Genomic DNA, 21,509 nt, shown 5'->3' on the forward strand with positions numbered 1-21,509 from the left:
AAAGTCGCTGTTTTTTCAAGGGAAATAGCAGAGCAGAAAGAGGATTTTGGCAAAAAAGAACTTGACAGGATTGTCAATCTTGTCAAGTTCTTTTGATGAAACACAAGGTACGATTAGAAATTATAGAAATTTGTCTCAGTGCTAGCATATCCTGTGTAGTTTGAATTTCTATAATAGCGTGTAACAATTTTCCATTGTCTGTTTCCAAGGTGAAGGTAAATATCTGAAATATAGTAAGGATATGGAGCACGTGAATCTTGCCAAGCACCATAGAGGTTAATTGCTGTGTAAGCTGCCCCTACTAACCAACCGTAGGGTCCTATCGCAGCGCCTAGTTTACCAATCAAATAGCCTATACCTAAATCAGCAATACTATTAGAAAAGCTGTTAGCAAGTTTATTACCGTAAACGGTCTTAACGTGGTTCCATCTATTAGCATCGTATGACCTGAAAGAAGTGACATTAGTGTTCGTATAGGTGGAAAAAAATTCACCGTTTAAATAAACACCATCTAAACGAAGTTCTACTGTTTCAATTGTCCCATTCGGGTAATGGACTTGTACGGTTTGTTTATTGATTTCTACAATTTTTATGTCATCAATATTGATAGAACTAGTTTGTGTCATTCTAGGTTCTTCAGTTAGTTCATCTGCGACCACAGCGACGCTTGGTAAAAAAGTGGAGAATAGTGTCAGTGCTAGGAAGCTAGTAGCAGTAGATTTGAGTAATCGTCTCATAACGACCACCTCCTTTTATTTGATTTTTTTATAATTATATTATATAATATATTTATCAAAAAAGAAAGCAGAAACAGTTATGGATAGAAAAAAAGATTCAAAATCATTTTTTATCAACTTAGTTGGTATCTTCCTTTACGTGGTACTATCAGAGGTCAGTCTAATTTTTGTGTTTAGAAATGACATCCTCAACGGTTTTTACCAGCCTTGGAAATTTTATGCCATCGTCATAGCGATTGTCCTGATCAACTTGTTGACTGGACATAGTCTCTACAAGCACTATAAGAAGGAACTTGAAAAAACTAAAAAAAAGTTGACAGACCAGTAAAGATCGTCAACTCTGTCAAGCTGTTGTCAATCTTAAATAAAAAGAAACATGTGATGTAAACGTTCAGACTTACTTTACTGATAAAGTGGCAGTGTCATCGGTTATACTCATTCCGCTTCCACCACTATAATAGCTCTTTTATTCTATAGTATTGAACTAACTATACCAAACACTATATTCGATCAAAAGGTTTTGGTAACCCTTAGGGTAAAAAAACAGGTTTACAGAGGCATCAAATTCTGTAAACCTTCTGTTAATCTAAACTGGTGGCAGGACATCTTCTTCACTAATTTCAAAAGATTTGTGTAGACTGAAGCCGCGTCCCATGACTTGAGTAGCAGGCATGATAATGATAAAAGCTGCAGGGTCAATTTTTTGGGCAAGGTGTTCAATGGTCGGCACTTCGACTGTTAAAACAGTAATCATCAGCATACGTTTTTCACGACCTGTATAGCCACCAAAAATAGGAATTTCAGTGACACCACGGTTGGCTGCTTCCGCCACTTTTTCCTTGATTATGGCTGATTTTTCTGAAATAATCATGATATTTTTCGATGACTGGAATCCTGCTATCATTAGATTGACGACATAGCCTATAATCAGTAGGGCAATAATAGAATAGAGGACAGTGTCAATATTTTTAAAAGCGATGAGACCGGTTAAAACAACAATACCATCGACAATTGTCATAGCTACACCCAGAGATAAGGGTGTGTATTTGTGCAATATCCAGATGGGAATACTGGTCCCCCCTGTTGAGGAATTGCCCATAAAGACTAATCCCATACCAACTCCAAGGATAATAGCACCGAAAACAGCTCCTAAAAGCTGATTTTGCGTCAAGCTAGGCATTTTAGCAGTCAGATTGATAAAAATTGGAAAAACAAAAGAACCATAGAGTGTCGAGATAAAGGTCGATTTTCCTAAAAAGAAATAGCAGAGCACAAGTAACGGAATATTGATAGCGAGCGCAACTGTTCCAGCTTCCCAACCAAACATGGCTTGTAAACTCAAGGAGAGTCCTCCGATACCACCAGAAACGATGTTATTTCCAGCCATAAACCCATTTATACCAACAGCAGCAATGAAGCAACCAATGGTTACTAGGGCATAGTCTTTTATTTTTTTTACCATGTTTTTCTCCTTATCTATAGTTTCACGTGAAACGTTGATAATTCTATTATGACTGATAAGAGGTTAATCGTCAAGGGTGCGAATGATTTTATCACCTTGACAAGCACCATAAAATTAGCTAAAATAAGCCTATCAGATAGAGTAATAAGAATACTGTCTCTAGAGAGTTGGCGGTGCTGTGAGCCAATGGCAGAGCTTGTGAAATGGGCTGATGGGTGAAAACCATACAGAGAATGCAAATCCATAAGCATCGGGTGCACTCCTTATCGTGTCAATAGAGATGACAGAGTTGTCAATATGCTGTCAAGTAGAGGTGGTACCGTGTCAACCCAGACGCCCTCACGCTAGTTTTTTAGCGTGGGGATTTTTTGTTAGAAAGGAGTTTAGGATGAAAAACATCTATCAATTGTTAGCTGAACATCAGGTTTTAGAAACAGAACGTCTCTTGCTCCGTCCAGTGACCCTAGCAGATGCCGAAGAGATGTTTGCTTACGCTTGTGATCCTGACAATGTCCGCTGGTCTTTCATGCCGAACCAATCCTTAGATGAAACCAAACATATTATTGCGTCAATCTATTTAGCCAGCCCATTTGGTCGCTGGGGAATTGAACTAAAAGAGACAGGGCAATTTATCGGAACTTTAGACATGCACAACTTAGTTGAAGCTGTCGGACGAGCAGAGTTTGGGTACACACTGAACAAAGCCTTTTGGAATCAAGGGTACATGACAGAGCGGCTCAAGCCTTTCTTAACTTGTTTTTTGAAGATCTTGGCATGAACTGCCTGATTGCTCGTCATGATCAGGAAAACCCTGCTTCAGGTCGAGTTATAGCAAAAATCGGGATGCAGTTTAGTCACGAGGAACCCTATGCCAAACGAGACGAAAATGACCCTGACCGCATTGTCACCGTGATTCATTACCGACTGACCAAAGAAGACTATTTTAATCAGGTTGACAAGCCTGTCAATTAACTGTAAAGGAGAACATCATGACCAAACCCATTATTTTGACGGGAGACCGTCCTACTGGAAAATTGCATATCGGGCACTATGTTGGCTCGCTGAAAAATCGTGTCTTGTTGCAAAATGAAGGCAAGCACGACCTCTTTGTCTTTCTGGCCGACCAGCAGGCGCTGACGGACCATGCCAAGGAACCACAGACCATCGTGGAATCTATTGGGAATGTTGCCCTGGATTACTTGGCAGCCGGTCTTGACCCAGAGAAGTCAACCATTTTTATCCAGAGCCAGATTCCAGAGCTGGCCGAGCTGACTATGTACTACATGAACTTCGTCTCTCTTGGTCGTTTGGAGCGCAATCCAACTGTTAAGACAGAGATTGCTCAAAAAGGGTTTGGAGAGAGCATTCCGACGGGCTTCTTTGTCTACCCCATTGCCCAAGCGGCAGACATCACAGCCTTTAAAGCCAATCTCGTTCCTGTTGGCACTGACCAAAAGCCGATGATTGAGCAAACCCGTGAGATTGTCCGTAGCTTTAACCACACCTACAACTGCGAAGTGCTGGTCGAGCCAGAAGGCATGTACCCTGACAATGAAGCAGCAGGTCGCCTGCCAGGCCTTGATGGCAATGCTAAAATGTCCAAATCCCTCAATAATGGTATCTATCTGGCAGACGATGCTGATACGGTCAAGAAAAAAGTCATGTCCATGTACACCGATCCCAACCATATCCGTATCGAAGACCCAGGCAAGATTGATGGCAATATGGTCTTCCATTACCTTGATGTCTTTGGCCATGAGGAGGATAAGGTAGAGATTGCAGCCATGAAAGAGCACTACCAGCGTGGCGGACTTGGCGATGTCAAGACCAAACGCTATCTCCTTGACATCATGGAGCGTGAGCTGGCGCCCATTCGCGAACGCCGCTTGGAATTTGCCAAGGATATGGGCGAGGTTTACCGCATGCTGGAAATGGGCAGTGAAAAAGCCCGTCAAGCAGCGGCTCAAACCTTGTCAGAGGTCAAAGCTGCTATGGGGATTAATTATTTTTAAAGAAAACATAACATCAAGTAGGAAATCATTTGTTTTCCTGCTTTTTATGTTGTGCTTGATTAAAAATTAAAAAATTTTTGATGTTAAACTGTTTTTTTAGAAGTGATAACGAATAAATAAGTGAGGCAGCTGATAGATGTCATTAAATAACAGTTTCAGATGCTAATACGATTCTAATGTTTTAATAAAAGCGTAGAAATTTTATTCGAATTTGCTGAGCACTTTCATAAGTGTTCAGAATTATCGCTTTTATAAAATTTTCTATAAATATATCAAAGGTATTAATTCTTCTTTTAAAGTTTTTTCTCCATATTTATATGATGGCATTGCTGGTGTAGGTTATACTTGTTTAAGGCTTTATCAAACGACAAAGAAAGAATTTTATTATACTCAATTAATAAATATTATAAGCGCTTCTTTGTTTGAATTGACATCATTTGCTACTTATATGAGAGGTATGGCTGGTATAGTTGATTTTTTATTGGATTGTCTATTTGTTATTAAAGATAGTAATTTGAAAAATAAAATATTATATAAAATTGAAAAGTTAATAGATAGTATGTCTTTATATTTTGATGATGAACAAGGACTTTTCTTAGGGGAACAATTGTTCAAATTGTCTGCTGATTTAGTATCAGGAACATCAGGGATTTTATTAGTAATGAAACGTTACATGAATTATAAAAATGATGGCGTTTTAACAGTTAGTCATTTTATCAATCTTGATGAGGAAACTAAATTATTTGAAGGGGAAATTTATTAATGGTTTTACGTCAATTTATCAGTAAGAGATATTTTTTATTGTCCCTAATGTTTGCTATTTTGAGTGGTATGGGAACTTTAGTTGTTCCTGTTATTATATCTAGTGTGACTGATGCTGTTCAGAAATCAGATTTAAACTTATTGATTACAGGTATTATTTTTGGAGTAGTTGCTTTTTCAGTCAATCAACTATTTTCTTTCTGTTTTGACTATTATAAAGCCAAACTTAGTCAATTTTTTTACAGACAGCAAAAAATGCTATATTTCAACAGTCTTTTAGTGAAAAAGAAAGTTATGATGTTGTTCAAAATATGATGTTCAATGATTTGAGTTTACTGGAAGAGAATTATCTGCAAGCTTGGAATCAACTAATTTATTCACTTAGTTTTTCAACTGTTTCAGCGGTATATATTTTTATGATCAATTGGGAATTAGCTGTTATTTTTATGGTATTCGCTATTTTTCCCATTGTTTTCCCAAAATTATTTGAAATACAATTACAAAGGGCAGTTGATATCTGGTCAAATGAAAATAAAAAGTTCATCAAAGATTTTACTGAATCGTTTAAGGGAATTAGTGTTATAAAACACTCTCGTCAAATGTCTTATTTTTTTTATCGGTTGATGTCTCAGTTGATACGTTCAGAGAAGGCAAATTTTGATAAAAAATTAGCACCTGTAGTGATGAACTTCTATCTGGGATTGACGGTAGGTGTCTGCCTTCTGCTTCCGTTTGGGATAGGTGGTTATTTTGCTGTACAGGGAAAATTATCAGCGGGTTCCCTTTTAGCTGTTTTTCTAGCTTCTGATCGCGTGATTGCTCCACTTGAACGTGCAATGGGACAGTGGAGTGCTATCAAATCAACAAGACCAATTTTGGAGAAAGTGACGACTTTTTTTGAAGATAGCTTTGAATTAGATAGTAGCAAGGGAGCTGGTTTTGCTGTTGAATCATTAGATTTTGTGACAGCAACAATTGGTTATGATAATCCGCTTTATGAATTGACGAGATCCCTTAGACCTAACGATAAAGTGTTATTGACAGGTAAATCAGGTTCAGGTAAATCAACTTTATTTAAAGTATTGTTTCGTCAGCATCATCTTTTATCTGGGCAGATTATGATAAATGGTCACCTTCTTGAAACGATTCCAAGAGCAGATCTCTATTCTAGTATTGGCTATGTGCCACAGGATGTGATTTTATTTGATGACACGATTGGCTTCAATGTCACCTTGGGACGAGATATTCCTCAAGACGAGGTTAGCAATGTGTTGGATAAAGTTGGTTTAGGAGATAAGGACTGCCATACTGTTGTTGGAACAGACGGTTGTCTACTATCGGGAGGGGAAAAAGCCCGAGTCATATTGGCTCGAGCTTTGGTAGGCAAATATTCGCTAATTTTGATTGATGAATTTTCAGCGTCTTTAGATAGAGAAGTTGCTAGGAGTATTCGCCAATTGCTTTTTGATATGGATGTGACCATAATTGAAATTGCTCATCATGTTGAAGAGTCTGATAAGGTCCGCTATAGTCAGATTTGGGAACTCTAAGTTAGTAAAAACCGAGCTTGTCTGGTAAAAAAGTCACCTTCCGTTCTTGCTGGTGGCTATGGTTTCTTTTTTGATAATAGCTGATAAGGACTGTAGTATCAACCAGTCATCTCAGATGAAACCTGCCAGCTCTGCTATTTCCCTAAAAAATACTTAACGATTAAGGCTTCATCTTGTTAATCATCAGCCAAAGGAGAGTCATGTAGGATAGGACAAAAATAGCAAAGCCTGACCAGCCGAAGTGCTTGATAATAGCTCCACTAATGGCTAGCGGGAGAACCTTAGTTGCAAGGTTATCCAATCTTTTTTAGTCATGCTAGTCCTTCTTTCTCACCTTAACCCAAAGGTAAATGTGCAGCCCGATGTGGTAGAGGATATAGCCGATAATCAGGGCGATGGTTAAAAACTCAAGAAAACCATAGAGAGGACCTAAGACAGGTATCTTTAGCAGATAAGGCCTTAGAATGGCTAATATGAGGATAACTACTAAAGAAAGCAACTGTTTTTTCATGGTAAACCCTCCTTTTCATCTCTTATGATAGCATATTCCGAAACATTTATCAAAACTTTGCCTTAGCGGTTGACAAATGATTTTAGCGTGATATGATAGTAACAATAAACACAGAAAGAGGTTATGTTAATGTCAAATTGGCAGACAAAATTTTTGAAAAAAGGGTTTACTTTTGATGATGTGCTCCTGATTCCAGCGGAGAGTCATGTGCTTCCTAACGAAGTAGATATGAGTGTCCAGTTGGCGCCTAATTTGACCTTGAATATCCCAATTATCACCGCAGCGATGGATACTGTAACCGAAAGTGCAATGGCCATTGCGATGGCGCGTGCGGGTGGTTTAGGTGTTGTCCATAAAAACATGTCCATCGAGGCTCAAGCTGAGGAAGTGCGCAAGGTAAAACGCTCTGAAAATGGTGTGATTATCGATCCGTTTTTCTTGACACCAAACCATACGATTGCTGAGGCTAATGAGTTAATGGGCCGTTATCGCATCAGCGGTGTGCCTGTGGTTGAAACCATGGAGAACCGTAAATTGGTTGGCATTTTGACCAATCGAGATTTGCGTTTTATTTCTGACTATAATCAGCCGATTTCAGACCATATGACCAGCAAGAATTTGGTGACTGCACCTGTTGGAACTGACTTGAAAACAGCCGAGCAGATTCTCCAGGAACACCGTATCGAAAAGCTCCCCCTAGTGGATGGAGACGGTCGTTTATCTGGTCTCATCACCATCAAAGATATCGAGAAGGTTATCGAGTTTCCAAATGCTGCTAAAGATCAGTTCGGTCGTCTCTTGGTTGCAGGAGCTGTTGGTGTGACATCTGATACCTTTGAGCGAGCGACTGCACTTTTTGAGGCAGGAGCGGATGCGATTGTCATTGATACAGCACACGGACATTCAGCAGGTGTCTTGCGCAAGATTGCTGAAATTCGTGCGACCTTCCCTGATAAAATCTTGATTGCAGGTAATATTGCGACAGCTGAAGGCGCTCGTGCCCTTTATGATGCAGGGGTTGATGTGGTTAAGGTTGGTATTGGTCCGGGTTCGATTTGTACCACTCGTGTTGTCGCAGGTGTTGGTGTGCCTCAGATTACAGCCATTTACGATGCGGCTGGTGTGGCGCGTGAGTACGGCAAAACCCTCATTGCTGACGGAGGCATTAAGTATTCTGGAGATATCGTTAAAGCCTTAGCAGCTGGTGGTCATGCGGTCATGCTTGGTTCAATGCTGGCGGGAACTGATGAAGCCCCAGGAGAAACAGAGATTTTCCAAGGACGCAAGTTCAAGACCTACCGTGGCATGGGTAGCCTCGGTGCCATGAAAAAAGGCTCAGGAGATCGCTATTTCCAAGGTTCTGTCAATGAAGCCAATAAGCTTGTGCCAGAAGGGATTGAGGGACGTGTCGCCTATAAAGGAGCTGCTGCGGATATCGTCTTCCAGATGGTTGGTGGTATCAAGGCTGGTATGGGCTATACGGGTGCTGCGACCATTCAAGACCTGCATGATAAGGCACAGTTTGTAGAAATGAGCGGAGCAGGTCTGATTGAGAGCCATCCGCACGATGTTCACATCACCAACGAAGCACCAAACTATTCCATCAGCTGCTAAGAGGCTTGACAAAAACCGAACATTTTTGTAAAATAAATAAAGGAGTGGGAAAAGACTTGTCTTGACCTACTTTTTTATCTTAACTGTATTGTTTACAAACTTGTCAACAATGTTGACAGAGTTGTAAATATCGTGTAAAGGAGTATCATGCAAGGAATTTTATATGCTCTAGTCCCTATGATTGCTTGGGGGAGTCTTGGTTTAGCGAGTAACAAGATTGGGGGAAATGCTAATCAGCAGACCTTTGGTGTGACTTTGGGAGCTCTGCTATTTGCCACAGTGACTTATCTGATTGTTCAGCCGAACCTAACTCTTAACTACTGGATTTTTGGGATTTTAGGTGGATTGCTCTGGGCAATGGGTCAGAACGGTCAATTCTCCGCCATGCAGTATATGGGAGTGTCAGTGGCTAACGCCTTGTCAGGTGGTAGCCAACTGGTTGTCGGTAGCTTGATTGGTGCCTTTGTTTTTAGAGAATGGGCAAAGCCAATTCAGTTTATTCTCGGTAGCATAGCCCTGGTTAGTTTGGTTGTTGGGTTCTATTTTTCTAGTAAAACTGACCCTGACAAGTCAGTTGACACTTCTGTCAATTACGACATGAAAAAAGGCTTTATCGCCTTGGCTTATTCGACCTTCGGTTATGTCGCTTATACTGTTTTGTTCAATAATATCATGCACTTTGAACCGCTGGCAGCTATTTTTCCAATGTCAATCGGTATGGTACTAGGAGCTGCTGCCTTTATGAGATTTAAGCTATCTTTTGAACCTGTTGTGCTTAAAAATGCCTTGGTTGGTCTTCAATGGAGCTTGGGAAATATCTTCATGCTTTTTGCGGCTTCCACAGCTGGTTTGGCAATTGCCTTTAGTTTTTCACAATTAGGGGCTATTATTGGGATTATCGGTGGTATTATCTTTCTCGGTGAGAAAAAGACCGCTAATGAAATGCGCTGGGTTTACATCGGTATTGCTTGTTTCTTGGTCGGTGCCATCTTGTTAGGTGTTGTTAAGTCTTAATAGATTGACAGATTTGTCAATGTAATATTAAAAAACGGACGATGTTCAGTCCGTTTTTATCGTGCCGTTTTCCACATGGAAAATTTTCAAATCCTCAGGCAAGCCTTTTAGATGGTCAAGGCTGGTTGTAGTGATGAAAGTTTGAACATTCTCTTTGATACCTTCTAGTAGTTTCATTTGGCGCTTATTGTCCAGTTCACTCATGACATCGTCAAGGAGTAAAATCGGGTAATCTCCTGTCTGTTGCTTGAAGAGTTCAATTTCTGCCATTTTTAGTGATAGAATCAAACTGCGATGCTGTCCTTGACTACAAAAGTCAGCAGAGATGCCATTGATGGCAAAGGTGAGGTCGTCCCGATGAGGACCGATAGAGGTATTACGTTTGAAGATATCTCGTTGATGATTGCTTTCGAGTTGCTTGACAAAATTATCTTTTAAAGTTGACAAGTCTGTAAATTTGATACTTGACTGATAAGTCAAACTGATATGTTCCAGTTGATTTGAAATCGCGTAGTGGTTTTTGTCTGCTTCGATAGTTAGTTGGTCAACGAAGTCAAGTCTATGTTGAATGACACGGCTACCATAATCCGCTAATTGGTCATCAAGAACAGATAAAAAGACAGTGTCAACCTTATCTGTTGACTTGAGGTAGCTGTTTCGCTGTTTAAGGACATGATTATAGTTTGATAGGTCTGACAAGTAGAGTGGCTTAATCTGACCGAGGTCAATATCCATAAACTTACGCCTTAAATTTGGCGACCCTTTAATCAGTTGTAAATCTTCAGGCGCAAAGAGGACAACTGTCATCTTGCCGATATAATCAGATAGCTTGTTTTGTTTGAGGTGGTTTAGTTTACAGACTCTGCCTTTATCTGTCAAGGTAATGTCAAGTGGAAGTTTACCACTGGTGCGGTGGACTAGGCCGCTAATCGTAAATGATTTTTCGTCGAAGTTAATTAGTTCTTTATCAAAGCGTATTCGATGGCTTCGGGTCAAGGCTAAGAAATAGATAGCCTCTATCACATTAGTTTTACCCTGAGCGTTTTGACCGATAAAGATGTTAAGTTTAGCAGAGAAATCAGTCGATAGTTCTTTGTAATTGCGGTAATTGGTTAGCTCAATGCGTTCAAGCCACATAAGTCTACTCCAGGGAATCGCACTGCTGGCTTGACAGGGTTGTCAACTTTGCGGTAAGTTTGCGTACGATTAACAGCAGTATTTTTATTTTTTTCAGGGTAATGTTTTTTGCTTTGAGCTGACTTTTTCGGCCGAGCTTGTTGCTTTTTAGTTGCCTGATTCATTTTTTTTACCAATTCTGCGATTCGTTTTTTCTCTGCAATATCGAGTTCGTGCTCTGCTATTTCAAAAGCAGTTGGTGCGACAATTACAATAGTCTGTTCAAGATCAGTAAGATCAATTTTATCACCGATACGGAGTTTTTTGCCGCGTCGTTTCTCATCCTCACCGTTAACCAGAACGGTGTTTTCGGCTAAAAATGCCTTGATAGCACCGCCACTTTTAATGATACCTGTGTCTTTCAGTAGAGCTTGCAGGGTGATGAAATCCGTGAAAAGTTTGTAGTCCATAATCGTATCCTCCAGATGTTACCAGACTATTATAGCATAATTGTCTCAATCGACGTCTTTTTTGGTCATGTCTTAAATAAAATGTTATAATGAAGGGACTATCATCTAAGGAAAAGGAAGCTATGCAGATTGTTGACGGTGTTTACCTACACGTTGTTCAGACAGAAAAATTTAAGACCAACCATCTGACTTGCCGATTTTCAGCAGATGTGAGTAAGGTGAATAAGGCCAGACGAGCTCTGGTAGCACAGATGCTAGCAACAGCGACTTCTGATTACCCCAGCCCACGATTACTTCGTCAAAAATTAGCTGAGCTCTATGGGGCAGGCTTATCCACTAAAGTGACTACGAAAGGCTTGGTTCATCTGGTGGACCTCGACCTCAGTGCTGTGGGAAGTGAATTTGCTCTGGGTGGTGAGGACACGGTCAATGAATTGATGGCTCTCTTACGCAGTATTTTGTTCAATCCTTTACGGACGGTCGAGCAGTATCAAACAAGTATCTTTGACATGGAAAAGGCTAATCTGATTAACTACCTTGAAGCAGATAAGGAAGATATTTTTTACTACAGCGATTTGGAACTAGACCAGCTTTATTTTACGCATAATAGCCTCAAACAATCTAGCTATTCAACACCTGAACAGGTTGCCAAGGAGAATTCCTACACTGCTTTTCAGGAATTTCAGCGCATGTTGAGGGAAGACCGTATTGATATTTTTTTAGTGGGTAAGATTGATGAGTATAAAATATTACAAGGGCTTCATCAGTTGCCTTTTTCTCCTCGTCAGGTCTCTTTGAACTACCAGTACCAACAAGATCTAACCAATATTACACGAGAAAAATTAGAAACGAAGCAGGCCAATCAGTCTGTGTTGGATCTGGCTTACCATGTGTCCTCGGTCTATGGTGGAGAAGATTACGCTTCGCTCCTCGTCGCCAATGGTTTATTGGGACTATTTCCGCACTCTCTTTTATTTACAGAGTTACGGGAAAAAGCAGGGCTGGCCTACACAATTTCGAGTCATTTAGAACCTTTTCAGTCTGTTTTGAAGATTCAGACAGGAATTGATCGAGACCAGCGTCAGCGTGTGATGCAGCTCGTGACCAAACAACTCCATGCCTTGAAATCAGGGCGTTTTACCAGTGATTTAGTGAAGAAAACCAAGAAAATGCTGGTCAATAGCGCAGCCTTGTCCGAAGATTATGCCAAATCTCTGATTGAGTTAGCCTATAATCGGTCTGTTTTTGGAGAGAAAGCGAAGACTTTGTCAGAATTTCAGCAAGAGGTTCAGGCAGTGAGCAAGCAAGATATTGTTCGCTTGGCGAATAAGATAAAGTTGCAAGCAGTTTATTTTATGGAGGGGGAGCAATAATGGCATTAGAGCAGATAGCCTTTCCACACTTAAATGAGACCATTTATCAAGGGATTCTACCTTCTGGGCTACGCCTAATCGTTATTCCTAAGTCGGGTTTTAAAGAAAACATAGGGATGTTATCTGTTAGGTTTGGTGGGATTGACACTGAGTTTACAGTAAATGATCAAAAGATAGCCACAAGCGCTGGACTAGCTCATTTTTTAGAGCATCAGGTATTTGAGAATAATGGGAAGCAGGATTTTTCTCAGAAGTTTACAGGACTTGGTTCTGATTCAAATGCTTTTACAAGCTTTACAACCACTAATTATTTTTTCTCAAGCGTTGATCAGCTGAATGAAAATTTAGAGCTGCTGATTGATTTGGTAAGTCAACCAAGGTTTACAGAAAATTCTATCAAAAAAGAACAATCAATCATTAGTCAAGAGATTGACATGTATCAGGATGATCCTGATTACAGGCTTTACAGCAGTTTGTTAGCAGGTCTTTTTCCTGAGACACCTTTAGCGGTTGATTTGGCTGGAAAAGTTGACAGCATAGCCAAGATAACGTTGACAGATTTGTCAAATGCCTTTGAGACCTTTTATCGACCAGAAGGGATGACCCTTGTTGTTATTGGGGATGTGGATGAAAATGTCGTTTACAAAAGATTGACATACTTGACAAGCCAGATGATACAACAGACACCGGTTAGGGTATCACGCTCTGCTATTTCTTATCAACCTGTTGTCAAAAAGCAGTCACTGCAATTAGATGTCAATATGCCGAAATTGGGAATTGGTTTTCGCCACGAACCTATTCAGGACAGTAGCCTCTTTTATAAGACCGCTTTAAAATTATATCTAAATATGCTAATCGGTTGGACATCAAAGACTTATCAACAATGGTATGATGACGGAAAAATTAATGATTCGTTTGATGTGGTGATAGAAGTTGATGAGCGATTCCAATTTGTCATGGTTTTACTTGATACTAACGAGCCGATTGCTATGTCAGCCAAAATCAAACAGGCGCTCAAAAAAGGGAAATCAAGTAAGGATGTCTCTGAAGAACGGTTATTCAGTCTAAAAAAAGAACTTTATGGTGAATTTCTAATGTCACTGGATCGCCCAGATGAATTGGCAAGTGCATTTTTAGAACATTCTACACAGGAGCTTTTCTATCTTGACGTGCCTGATATTTTAGACCAATTGACTCTTGAGAACGTCTTGTTAATCGGAGAGACTTTCTTTCATTCGGCAGATATTGCAGAAGTGACGATTTTTCCTCTCTAGGGGCTGGATAAGTTAGAAAAATTTGCTATAATAGAATTAATCACAACAAAGGAAGACGACAAATGAATAAAACGACTGGAGATTTGCTTCGCGAAGCAAGAACTAAAAAAGGATTAGCTCTCCAAACCATTGAGCGCTCAACAGGAATTGCGACCCACAATTTACTAGCTATCGAGTTGGATCAATTTTCATTGATTGATGCAGATAAATTAGAGCAGTACTTGAGAACCTACGCTGAGGCTGTTGATTTAGACTTTGCAAATCTAGGGTTTGAAACAACGGAAGAACCTGTAGCGGAGGTGGCAAGTCAGGTTGAACAGGTTGAGGAACCATTTAAGGTCTCTAGTTTTGATGAGTTGGTCAAATCAGAGGACCCAGAGTATGTTCCATCCTCTGTGACCTCAACAACGCTTCGCCGTAGCGGGCGTAACAGCCATTCTCAAAAATCAAGCTCAGGCAAGGGGAACAGATTTCTCGGTCCAATATTGACCTTGTTGGGTCTTGCAACCTTGATTTTTGCTGGCTTTATGCTTTATAAAAACTATTTAGCAGACTTTCTGACTGCCAAAACGAATACGGCCAATGAGACGGTAGCATCAGTATCAACAACACCATCAAGTTCAGAAGTATCAACAACTCCTAGTGAGTCAACTCCTCCTACTCCAGCAACTCAATTGGCAGTTACAGGTGGCGGTGAAGCAATTACAGTTGCGGTGACAACTGCTCAAAAACCGATTAAGGTTGAGTTATCATTATCAGGAGCAGAGCGTAGCTGGGTCGCTTTGAGTAAATCTGATATTGCAGGAGGTGTTACCCTATCCAGTGAGCAACCAACCTATACCGCAACCTTGACAGAAGGTGCAACTCAAGCTGTTCTTGAGATGGGCATTACTGAAGGGGTAACCATCAAAGTTAACGGTCAAGAACTTGACAAGACTGCTCTCACCGCGACTGCTTACAGCATTGTGACCTTTAATATTCAGTAGGGTTAGTTCATGTTAAAAAAAGAAAATATACCTAACCTTCTAACGGTGATGAGAATCGTGATGATTCCTCTCTTTCTCATCTTCGGTTCAGTAAATGGTTTGGTCTGGTATCGTGTTGCTGCTGTGATTTTTGCTCTGGCAAGCTTGACCGATTATTTAGATGGTTATCTGGCCAGAAAATGGAAAGTTGTCACAAATTTTGGTAAATTTGCTGACCCTTTAGCAGATAAAATGCTGGTCATGAGTGCTTTTATCATGCTAGTTGGAGCAGACTTAGCCCCAGCTTGGGTGTCTGCTATCATCATCTGTCGAGAACTAGCGGTGATGGGTCTGCGGTTACTTTTGGTTGAAACTGGAGGCGAAGTGCTTGCGGCAGCCATGCCTGGTAAGATTAAGACTGTTACTCAAATGCTATCAGTCATTTTCCTGCTATGGCATTGGACGATGATTGGTCAGTTAACGTTATATGTTGCCTTGTTCTTTACGATTTACTCTGGCTACGATTATTTTAAGGGAGCGAGTTTCCTGCTCAAGGATACTTTTCAGTGATGATAGATCTTAAACAAGTTTATTTTAAGTATGATGCCCAACGAGAGGATTATGCGCTAGCTAACCTCTCATTTCACGTGAAACAAGGTGAATGGGTATCCATTATCGGACATAATGGCAGTGGCAAATCGACTGCTGTTCGATTGATTGATGGGTTATTAGAAGCTCATTCGGGAGAAATTAGAGTTGCTGGTCAGGTCTTGTCCGAGGAAACGATATGGGCGATTCGTCGAAAAATCGCCTTTGTTTTTCAGAATCCTGACAATCAATTTGTTGGGTCAACAGTAGAAGATGACGTGGCATTTGGTCTGGAAAATCAAGGCTTATCGCATGAGGAAATGGAAAAACGTGTGACGGAGGCTCTTGACTTGGTTGGAATGTCTGCTTATCGAACCAAGGAGCCTGCGCGTTTGTCAGGAGGACAAAAGCAACGTGTTGCCATCGCTGGAGCACTTGCCTTGCAACCTGAGATTATTATCTTGGATGAAGCGACCAGTATGCTAGACCCAAAAGGTCGGCTGGACTTAATCACCCTGATGAAGCAGTTGCGAATACGGTCAAATCTAACGGTCTTATCGATTACCCATGACTTGGACGAAGTAGCGCTGAGTGATCGGGTGTTGGTGATGAAAAAAGGCCAGTTGGTTCTGGATACGACACCACGCGAACTATTTGCCAAAGGTGATGAATTGCTTGACTTAGGTCTTGACAAACCGTTCTCTAGTCAGCTGGCTGAGGCGTTAGCACTCGATGAACAGCTCGGCTATTTATCAGAAAAGGAGTTAGAAGACTACCTATGGGGATTACACTTAGGGGAGTAAATTACACCTATCAAGAAGGGACGCCTTTTGAAGGGCGCGCTCTTTTTAATATTGACTTGGGGATTCTGGATGGGTCCTATACGGCGGTTATTGGACATACGGGTAGCGGTAAGTCAACGATGATGCAGCTTCTGAATGGGCTTAATATACCGACCAAAGGAGACGTTCAGGTTAATGGGGTGACCATTTCAGCCAAGAGTAAACCAAAATCAATCAAGCAGTTACGCCAACAGGTTGGAGTGGTCTTTCAATTTCCAGAGAGTCAATTATTTGAAGAAACGGTTTTAAAAGATGTTGCCTTTGGTCCGAAAAATTTTGGTAAGACTACTGAGGAAGCTGAGAGCATTGCTCGGGAAAAGTTGGCTCTGGTTGGGATTTCAGATGATCTATTTGAAAAAAATCCCTTTGAGTTATCTGGTGGGCAGATGCGTCGAGTGGCGATTGCTGGGATTTTAGCAATGGAACCAACAGTTCTCGTTCTAGATGAACCAACTGCTGGTCTTGATCCTAAAGGACGTAGGGACTTGATGGCTTTATTTAGTCAGTTACACGCATCAGGAATGACAATCGTTTTAGTCACTCATTTGATGGATGATATCGCTAACTACGCGGATCAGGTTTATGTTCTAGAGGCAGGTCGATTAGTCCTGTCAGGTTCTCCTCAAGAGATTTTCCAAAAGGTTGACCTGTTAACTGAAAAACAACTTGGCCTACCAAAAGTAACGACCTTTGCTCGGCGCCTAAGGGAGCGTGGTGTAGCGATGGACCGTTTACCAATTACCATCGATGAGTTTAAGGAGGTGATGCGGTCATGGACAAACTGATTTTAGGGCGCTATGTTCCAGGGCAGTCTGTTCTTCATCGTCTTGACCCTCGAAGTAAGTTGCTGGCGATGATGATGTTTATTCTCATCATTTTTTGGGCAAATAATCTTGTCACAAATGTCTTAGCTCTAGCACTTGTCCTTGGTTTGGTTTTCCTGTCTCGGATAAGCCTATCTTACTTTATCCAAGGCATTCTGCCGCTGCTTGGGCTTATTGCCTTTACAACCATGTTTCAGCTCTTTTTCACCTCTGCTGGTCATCCAATCGCTAATATTTGGTTTTTAACTATCACAGATAAGGGCTTTGAGATGTCGTTGTTGATTTTTTCGCGGTTTTTGCTGATTATCCTATTTTCAACCTTATTGACCCTTACGACAACTCCTTTGAGTTTATCAGATGCGGTCGAAAGTCTGTTAAAACCCTTGAAACCACTGAAAGTACCTGCTCATGAGATTGGGCTCATGCTGTCGTTAAGCTTGCGCTTTGTTCCAACCTTGATGGATGATACTGTACGTATCATGAATGCCCAGAGGGCAAGGGGGGTGGATTTTGGAGAAGGAAATCTGATTCAAAAAGTCAAATCAGTCATTCCAATTTTGGTTCCTTTATTTGCTTCAAGTTTTAAGCGGGCTGAGAGTTTAGCTCTTGCGATGGAAGCCAGAGGCTATCAGGGGGGTGATGGTCGGACAAAATACCGACAATTATCTTGGCAACACCGAGACACCCTTACTATTTTTGGGATGATGTTATTTGCTGTCGCTCTTTTTTACCTTAAAAATTCTTAACATCAACTCATCGAGCAAGAAAATATGATCTTTTTGTTATATTTGTCATTGCAACTCAATCCTGTTGTAAAAAACTTTCGTTAAGATAGGGGTATTCATCAGAAAGGAGTTACATGATGACAGTATTAACAATAACGAAAAAACAACTGATTAAAGGCATGTTTGCGGCATTTGCTTTTACAATGATGACCTATGGATGTCATGTTTCGGCAGAGACTTACACCGTAAAGGCAGGTGATACCCTGTCTCAGCTAGCTCAAACATATAAGACAACCGTATCAGATTTGGTCAAGTTGAACCAATTAGACAATGCAGATGTAATCTACGTTGGTCAGTCATTGGAATTAGGTGCTGCTGAGAAACAAGAAAATTCATCTGTCACAGCTGTTTCAGAAATAGTGCAAAATCAGCCATCAACCTCTTATGTGTCTCAACTCAGTGTAGCAGATGCTGCTACCAAAGAAACCATCGCCTTTAAAGAGTCAGGCGGCAGTTACACTGCTCAGAACGGCCAGTATTATGGTCGCTATCAATTGACCTTGTCTTATTTGAATGGGGATCTGTCGCCAGAAAATCAAGAGCGTGTGGCTGACACATATGTTAAAAATCGTTATGGATCATGGTCGGCAGCCCTTGCCTTTTGGCAGGCTAATGGCTGGTATTAAATGACCAAAAAAGTTTTTAACACAAGATATTGTGAAGAAATAAATGATAAGAACTACATCTTGTGTCTCATAATAGATAAAAAGAACAGGTAAAATATATCATTTTACCTGTTCTTCACTTTATTGATATAGTTAGACACTGTTTTTTAATCATTTTGTAATATATAGACCGTAGAATAGTCTTGTTACCTAAAATAAAAAAGGATATAAGGTATATGTCTCAATTAAACCATAAAAATCTGAAAACAAGATTGCTATCAGTTCTAAGTGCTTTTTCAATTTTGGCGTTTGGCCTATTGCTAACAAAATTATTTGTTCAAGACTTACCACGTACTATTGCTTTGGCGGATACTCAGAAAGTACCCTCTAGCCAGTCAGAAAAAAACGTATTCTTAACAACCTTGCCTCCTCAGCTAAAATTAGCTGAGCCTAAGGTTTCTATCAAGATAAAGCCTACTGAACCTGAGGTGATAGCTGAGGAGCCAGTCGTTGAATCAGTTGAAGTCGTTTCAGAATCGGCTGTTCAATTTACCCCTGTCGTGTCAACTTATACAGCAGGTAGTTATCCAACAGTTTTGTCAAATGGAAATACAGCAGGTGCTGTGGGAACGGAAGCAGCAGCTCGTATGGCTGCAGCAACAGGTGTTCCGCAAGCAACATGGGAATACATCATTGCACGTGAGTCCAATGGCAACCCAAACGTTGCAAATGCTTCGGGTGCATCTGGTCTCTTCCAGACCATGCCTGGCTGGGGTTCAACGGCAACTGTTGATGACCAAATCAACTCTGCCCTCAACGCCTATAACAATCAAGGACTTGCTGCTTGGGGCATGCAATAAGTCATAAAGAAAAGGAGCGATAAAAGCTCCTTTTTATGATGATTGAAAATAGCTGAGCAGGTCAGCAGGCTTATCCATCATCGCCTCTGCACCGTGGTCTAATAGCTCCTGTCTATTCCCAAACCCCCAAGCTACACCAATTGGGTGAACACCTGTTTCACGTCCGCCAATCATATCGTACTTGGTGTCGCCTATGATATAGCAGTTTTCTGGCTGAAGTTGATAGTCTTGTAAACAACTTCTAATCACATCTGATTTATGATGATGGCTTGCAGTTGCACCATAAATGCCAGTAAAGTAATGTGATAGTCCTAACTTGCCTAAAACATTTTTAGCAGCTTCTTCTTGCTTGCTGGTAGTGACAAAAAGCTGATAGCCCATGCTTTTCAGTGCAATCAACAGCTCAGTTATTCCAGCATAAACTGTATCATGATATATTTCCTGATGTTCGTAATAGTTTCGGAAATAGTTGACTGCCTTGTCAACTTCAGTATCATGGTTGAAGAACTGTGAGAAGGTAAATCGTAAGGGAGGTCCGATAAAGGTCATCAGCTGATCTTGGGCAGGACAGACGAGCCCCATTTGCTCAAAACTATGTTGAAAGCTATCAATAATATCCAGACTAGAGTCAACTAAGGTGCCATCCAAATCAAAGAGCAGTGTAGTCATAGGATTCTCCTGTAAAGAGGTTGTAAAGGGTGATTGACAATGGTGTCAAGTTGTCAAAAACTAACTCAACCACAAAGGGCATCAGGGTCTTAATCCGTTCAAAATCAGCTAGACCAAATTTAGGATTGTAGTAATTGAGCATGGTTGAGATGGTTGTGCCATGCGACGAGACAATCAGCTGTTCTGCTCGGCTATTTTCCAACAAAACCGTCAAGGCAGCAATAGTTCGGTGCTGAACCTCAGCTAGTGACTCGCCGCTGTCGCTGTGCTTGTAAGCAAAGTCCTGCCACTGGTTAGCCGTAAAGGTTTTGAAGTCCTCAATCCAGACGTCGTCAATCTTACGCTCACGAAAATCAGCCATTAGCTCAATGGACAGTCCCAGCTGATCAGCCACGGGTTGAATGGTCTCCACAGCTCGCTTGTAAGGGCTGGAAACAATCTGATTTATCGGTCTTTGCTTAAAGAAGTCAACCAGCAGTTGGCAATCCTGTTTGCCTTTGGCGGTCAGCTCTCTGGTTGCATCGTCATGATTGTCATAGTTAGGCTCGACATGCCGAACCAGATAGACGGTTTGTCTCATTCGCCAAAAATCTCCTTGCTGTAGAATTTTCCTGTCGGGGTGGCGGCTAGACCGCCCTCGGCAGTTTCTTTGAAAGCGGTTGGCATAGCCTTACCAACCTGATACATGGCATCGACTACCTCATCCACAGGAATTTGTGAGCAGATACCAGCCAATGCCATATCTGCTGCAATGAGGGCAAAGGAAGCCCCGAGGGCATTTCGTTTGACGCAAGGGACTTCGACAAGACCAGCCACAGGATCGCAGATCAGTCCTAGTATGTTTTTGATGACAAAAGCCACGGCTTGACTGGCTTGAAAGGCTGTACCGCCAGCAGCCATGACCAGGGCAGCCGCTGACATGGCAGAAGCTGATCCCACCTCAGCCTGACAGCCTCCTTCAGCCCCAGAGATGGAGGAGTTATTGGCAATGACCAGACCAAAAGCCCCTGCGGTGAAAAGAAAATCCAACTGCTGGTCAGTGGTCAGCTGCAATTTGTCAATGGCAACGTTGAGCACTGCAGGCAAGCAACCTGCTGAGCCAGCTGTCGGTGTTGCACAAATCAAGCCCATCTTAGCATTGAGCTCATTGACCGCCATAGCGTTTCGGACCGCATATAAAACCGTGCTATCAGACAGGGTCTTTCCTGCTTGGATGTACTTGTCCATACGAACGGTATCGCCGCCTGTCAGACCGCTTAGAGACTTACTTTCGGTCAAGCCGTTGACCACCGAAGACTTGAGGACTTCGAGGTTTCTGGTCATCATCACTCGGCTTTCATCAGCTGTCCGCCCTGTCAGCTCAGTCTCGGTTGCTAGCATGAGTTGGGCCACAGAGCCCTTGAAATCATGATCTGCCTGTTCAACTAATTCTTTAATGGTGTAAAACATAGGAATCCTTTCTTGACAAGGTTGTCA

25 protein-coding genes and 1 pseudogene are annotated in these 21,509 nt (G+C 41.3%); 17 read left to right on the forward strand and 9 right to left on the reverse strand.

Translation table 11 applies throughout. From position 1 onward, the window contains the following. Window positions 1-113: 113 nt before the first annotated feature. Window positions 114-737 (reverse strand): hypothetical protein, encoded by a 624-nt coding sequence (locus ACERC5_RS04065; RefSeq protein WP_373658704.1) that lies wholly within the window; start codon window positions 735-737, stop codon window positions 114-116. A gap of 79 nt (window positions 738-816) precedes the next feature. Here ACERC5_RS04065 and ACERC5_RS04070 point away from each other — a divergent pair, with 79 nt between their 5' ends. Further along, entirely contained in the window at window positions 817-1,065 is a 249-nt protein-coding gene (locus tag ACERC5_RS04070) for a hypothetical protein (protein WP_373658703.1), read from the forward strand. 258 nt (window positions 1,066-1,323) lie between these two features. Here ACERC5_RS04070 and ACERC5_RS04075 read toward each other — a convergent pair whose 3' ends face one another. Next, window positions 1,324-2,199, reverse strand: coding sequence for a YitT family protein (locus tag ACERC5_RS04075; RefSeq protein ID WP_373658702.1), 876 nt, complete (start codon window positions 2,197-2,199; stop codon window positions 1,324-1,326). A gap of 388 nt (window positions 2,200-2,587) precedes the next feature. On the opposite strand from ACERC5_RS04075, the pseudogene ACERC5_RS04080 reads away from it, so the two are divergent. The 5 genes and pseudogenes from ACERC5_RS04080 to ACERC5_RS04100 all read left to right on the forward strand — a co-directional run bounded on the left by ACERC5_RS04080 (window position 2,588) and on the right by ACERC5_RS04100 (window position 6,523). Next, window positions 2,588-3,171, forward strand: a pseudogene (locus tag ACERC5_RS04080) (GNAT family N-acetyltransferase). A gap of 17 nt (window positions 3,172-3,188) precedes the next feature. After that, a complete protein-coding gene (gene trpS, locus ACERC5_RS04085; RefSeq protein ID WP_373660196.1) occupies window positions 3,189-4,211 on the forward strand; it encodes a tryptophan--tRNA ligase in 1,023 nt (340 codons plus the stop codon). Between the two features lie 211 nt (window positions 4,212-4,422). After that, on the forward strand, window positions 4,423-4,974 hold the full coding sequence (locus ACERC5_RS04090; protein WP_373660197.1) for a lanthionine synthetase LanC family protein: 552 nt from the start codon (window positions 4,423-4,425) through the stop codon (window positions 4,972-4,974). Next, window positions 4,974-5,288, forward strand: a complete 315-nt coding sequence (locus ACERC5_RS04095; protein WP_373660198.1) for a hypothetical protein — start codon at window positions 4,974-4,976, stop codon at window positions 5,286-5,288. The genes ACERC5_RS04090 and ACERC5_RS04095 overlap by 1 nt, the downstream gene beginning before the upstream one ends. Further along, the gene (locus ACERC5_RS04100; protein ID WP_373660199.1) at window positions 5,285-6,523 is read left to right on the forward strand and encodes an ATP-binding cassette domain-containing protein; all 1,239 of its coding nucleotides are present in this window, start codon (window positions 5,285-5,287) and stop codon (window positions 6,521-6,523) included. The genes ACERC5_RS04095 and ACERC5_RS04100 overlap by 4 nt, the downstream gene beginning before the upstream one ends. Window positions 6,524-6,683: 160 nt before the next feature. Here the strand turns inward: ACERC5_RS04100 and ACERC5_RS04105 are convergent, their stop codons facing one another. Both ACERC5_RS04105 and ACERC5_RS04110 read right to left on the reverse strand, forming a co-directional pair. Further along, entirely contained in the window at window positions 6,684-6,824 is a 141-nt protein-coding gene (locus ACERC5_RS04105) for a hypothetical protein (protein ID WP_373658698.1), read from the reverse strand. A gap of 15 nt (window positions 6,825-6,839) precedes the next feature. Beyond that, window positions 6,840-7,034, reverse strand: coding sequence for a hypothetical protein (locus tag ACERC5_RS04110; RefSeq protein ID WP_373658697.1), 195 nt, complete (start codon window positions 7,032-7,034; stop codon window positions 6,840-6,842). A 129-nt stretch (window positions 7,035-7,163) separates the two neighbouring features. Between ACERC5_RS04110 and guaB the strand changes: the two genes are divergently transcribed. Then, entirely contained in the window at window positions 7,164-8,648 is a 1,485-nt protein-coding gene (guaB, locus tag ACERC5_RS04115; RefSeq protein WP_373658696.1) for an IMP dehydrogenase, read from the forward strand. Window positions 8,649-8,795: 147 nt separating this feature from the next. After that, window positions 8,796-9,662: a GRP family sugar transporter gene (locus ACERC5_RS04120; protein WP_373660200.1), complete on the forward strand. Its 867-nt coding sequence runs from the start codon at window positions 8,796-8,798 to the stop codon at window positions 9,660-9,662. Window positions 9,663-9,707: 45 nt separating this feature from the next. On the opposite strand, the gene recF is transcribed toward ACERC5_RS04120, so the two are convergent. Together recF and yaaA are read right to left on the reverse strand one after the other, a co-directional pair. Continuing rightward, a complete protein-coding gene (gene recF / locus ACERC5_RS04125; protein WP_373658694.1) occupies window positions 9,708-10,799 on the reverse strand; it encodes a DNA replication/repair protein RecF in 1,092 nt (363 codons plus the stop codon). Continuing rightward, window positions 10,775-11,248 carry a S4 domain-containing protein YaaA gene (yaaA, locus tag ACERC5_RS04130; protein WP_373658693.1) on the reverse strand — a complete coding sequence of 158 codons (474 nt, stop codon included), beginning with the start codon at window positions 11,246-11,248 and terminating at the stop codon, window positions 10,775-10,777. Before yaaA ends, recF begins: the two co-directional genes overlap by 25 nt. Window positions 11,249-11,370: 122 nt before the next feature. On the opposite strand from yaaA, the gene yfmF reads away from it, so the two are divergent. The 9 genes from yfmF to ACERC5_RS04175 all read left to right on the forward strand — a co-directional run bounded on the left by yfmF (window position 11,371) and on the right by ACERC5_RS04175 (window position 19,364). Further along, on the forward strand, window positions 11,371-12,621 hold the full coding sequence (gene yfmF / locus ACERC5_RS04135; protein ID WP_373660213.1) for an EF-P 5-aminopentanol modification-associated protein YfmF: 1,251 nt from the start codon (window positions 11,371-11,373) through the stop codon (window positions 12,619-12,621). Continuing rightward, window positions 12,621-13,895: an EF-P 5-aminopentanol modification-associated protein YfmH gene (gene yfmH / locus ACERC5_RS04140; RefSeq protein ID WP_373660201.1), complete on the forward strand. Its 1,275-nt coding sequence runs from the start codon at window positions 12,621-12,623 to the stop codon at window positions 13,893-13,895. The genes yfmF and yfmH overlap by 1 nt, the downstream gene beginning before the upstream one ends. A gap of 62 nt (window positions 13,896-13,957) precedes the next feature. Beyond that, a complete protein-coding gene (locus ACERC5_RS04145) occupies window positions 13,958-14,881 on the forward strand; it encodes a helix-turn-helix domain-containing protein (protein WP_373658691.1) in 924 nt (307 codons plus the stop codon). A 9-nt stretch (window positions 14,882-14,890) separates the two neighbouring features. Then, the gene (gene pgsA, locus ACERC5_RS04150) at window positions 14,891-15,430 is read left to right on the forward strand and encodes a CDP-diacylglycerol--glycerol-3-phosphate 3-phosphatidyltransferase (protein WP_373660202.1); all 540 of its coding nucleotides are present in this window, start codon (window positions 14,891-14,893) and stop codon (window positions 15,428-15,430) included. Further along, window positions 15,430-16,251, forward strand: coding sequence for an energy-coupling factor transporter ATPase (locus ACERC5_RS04155; protein ID WP_373658689.1), 822 nt, complete (start codon window positions 15,430-15,432; stop codon window positions 16,249-16,251). Before pgsA ends, ACERC5_RS04155 begins: the two co-directional genes overlap by 1 nt. Then, complete coding sequence (locus ACERC5_RS04160; protein WP_373660203.1) at window positions 16,227-17,075, forward strand: energy-coupling factor transporter ATPase; 849 nt, start codon at window positions 16,227-16,229, stop codon at window positions 17,073-17,075. The genes ACERC5_RS04155 and ACERC5_RS04160 overlap by 25 nt, the downstream gene beginning before the upstream one ends. Further along, window positions 17,063-17,860 (forward strand): energy-coupling factor transporter transmembrane protein EcfT, encoded by a 798-nt coding sequence (locus ACERC5_RS04165; protein ID WP_373660204.1) that lies wholly within the window; start codon window positions 17,063-17,065, stop codon window positions 17,858-17,860. Before ACERC5_RS04160 ends, ACERC5_RS04165 begins: the two co-directional genes overlap by 13 nt. A 158-nt stretch (window positions 17,861-18,018) precedes the next feature. Beyond that, window positions 18,019-18,525, forward strand: a complete 507-nt coding sequence (locus ACERC5_RS04170; protein WP_373660214.1) for a LysM peptidoglycan-binding domain-containing protein — start codon at window positions 18,019-18,021, stop codon at window positions 18,523-18,525. 296 nt (window positions 18,526-18,821) lie between these two features. Next, on the forward strand, window positions 18,822-19,364 hold the full coding sequence (locus tag ACERC5_RS04175) for a transglycosylase SLT domain-containing protein (protein WP_373658684.1): 543 nt from the start codon (window positions 18,822-18,824) through the stop codon (window positions 19,362-19,364). 33 nt (window positions 19,365-19,397) lie between these two features. Here ACERC5_RS04175 and ACERC5_RS04180 read toward each other — a convergent pair whose 3' ends face one another. From ACERC5_RS04180 to sdaAA, 3 genes are read right to left on the reverse strand one after another with little or no spacing between them, the layout of a single operon-like run. After that, entirely contained in the window at window positions 19,398-20,033 is a 636-nt protein-coding gene (locus ACERC5_RS04180) for an HAD-IA family hydrolase (RefSeq protein ID WP_373658682.1), read from the reverse strand. After that, window positions 20,014-20,613, reverse strand: coding sequence for a histidine phosphatase family protein (locus tag ACERC5_RS04185; RefSeq protein ID WP_373660205.1), 600 nt, complete (start codon window positions 20,611-20,613; stop codon window positions 20,014-20,016). Before ACERC5_RS04185 ends, ACERC5_RS04180 begins: the two co-directional genes overlap by 20 nt. Continuing rightward, window positions 20,610-21,482: an L-serine ammonia-lyase, iron-sulfur-dependent, subunit alpha gene (sdaAA, locus tag ACERC5_RS04190; protein WP_373660206.1), complete on the reverse strand. Its 873-nt coding sequence runs from the start codon at window positions 21,480-21,482 to the stop codon at window positions 20,610-20,612. Before sdaAA ends, ACERC5_RS04185 begins: the two co-directional genes overlap by 4 nt. Window positions 21,483-21,509 lie beyond the last annotated feature (27 nt).

Source organism: Streptococcus sp. E24BD (genome assembly GCF_041807825.1).
GTDB classification, from domain to species: Bacteria; Bacillota; Bacilli; order Lactobacillales; family Streptococcaceae; genus Streptococcus; species Streptococcus entericus.